The organism is Psychrobacter sp. H7-1 (assembly GCF_904846585.1).
In the GTDB taxonomy this organism is placed as follows: Bacteria; Pseudomonadota; Gammaproteobacteria; order Pseudomonadales; family Moraxellaceae; genus Psychrobacter; species Psychrobacter raelei.
This window is the reverse complement of record NZ_CAJHBH010000094.1, coordinates 1-1,262: the sequence shown is the minus strand read 5'-3', so window position 1 is coordinate 1,262 and position 1,262 is coordinate 1. Positions and strand designations below refer to the sequence as shown.

Genomic DNA, 1,262 nt, shown 5'->3' with positions numbered 1-1,262 from the left:
ACACTCATGGCAAAGGCCAAGTTCGAACGTAACAAGCCGCACGTAAACGTCGGTACCATCGGTCACGTTGACCACGGTAAAACCACTCTAACAGCTGCTATCGCAACTGTAGCTGCAAAAACTTTTGGTGGCGAAGCCAAAGACTACGCTGCAATTGACTCAGCACCAGAAGAAAAAGCCCGTGGTATTACAATCAACACCTCACACATTGAGTATGACACTGCTGACCGTCACTACGCACACGTAGACTGCCCAGGTCACGCTGACTATGTTAAAAACATGATCACTGGTGCTGCTCAGATGGACGGTGCTATTCTAGTTGTATCAGCTACTGACGGCCCAATGCCACAAACTCGTGAGCACATCTTGTTATCACGTCAGGTTGGCGTACCATACATCATGGTATTCATGAACAAATGTGACATGGTTGACGACGAAGAATTACTAGAGCTAGTAGAAATGGAAGTACGTGAATTACTTTCAGACTACGACTTCCCAGGTGATGACACACCAATCATCAAAGGTTCAGCTTTAGAAGCCCTAAACGGTAAAGATGGCAAATATGGTGAGCCAGCAGTTATCGAATTACTACAAACTCTAGACACTTACATTCCAGAGCCAGAGCGTGACATCGATAAGCCATTCTTGATGCCTATCGAAGACGTATTCTCAATCTCAGGTCGTGGTACAGTTGTAACTGGCCGTGTTGAGTCTGGTATCGTTAAAGTTGGTGACGAGATTGAAATCGTTGGTATCCGTGACACTCAAAAAACCACCTGTACAGGTGTTGAGATGTTCCGTAAGCTACTAGACGAAGGTCGTGCTGGTGAGAACTGTGGTGTACTACTACGTGGTACTAAGCGTGAAGACGTACAACGTGGCCAAGTACTAGCTAAGCCAGGTTCAATCACTCCGCACACTAAGTTTGATGCTGAAGTATACGTACTATCAAAAGAAGAGGGTGGTCGTCACACACCATTCCTAAACGGCTATCGTCCACAGTTCTACTTCCGTACAACTGACGTAACTGGTGCTATTTCTCTACAAGAAGGTACTGAAATGGTAATGCCAGGCGATAACGTTGAGATGAGCGTAGAGCTTATCCACCCAATCGCTATGGACAAAGGTCTACGTTTCGCAATCCGCGAAGGTGGCCGTACTGTAGGTGCTGGTGTTGTTGCTAACGTTAAAGACTAATCTCTTTAAGTGTTAATAACGCTATCAAGCAAAAAAACCGCCTCATTGAGGCGGTTTTTTTATGG

General features: G+C 45.7%; 1 protein-coding gene. It reads left to right on the top strand.

Annotation, left to right across the window (positions count from 1 at the left end):
* Nucleotides 1-6: 6 nt before the first annotated feature.
* On the top strand, nt 7-1,197 hold the full coding sequence (gene tuf / locus JMX92_RS13295; RefSeq protein WP_011961077.1) for an elongation factor Tu: 1,191 nt from the start codon (nt 7-9) through the stop codon (nt 1,195-1,197).
* The last annotated feature ends 65 nt before the right edge of the window (nt 1,198-1,262 follow it).

What these genes read in the sequence shown, in the direction of transcription:
- tuf (WP_011961077.1), top strand. Translation starts at nt 7, where the DNA reads ATGGCAAAGGCCAAGTTCGAACGTAACAAGCCGCACGTAAACGTCGGT.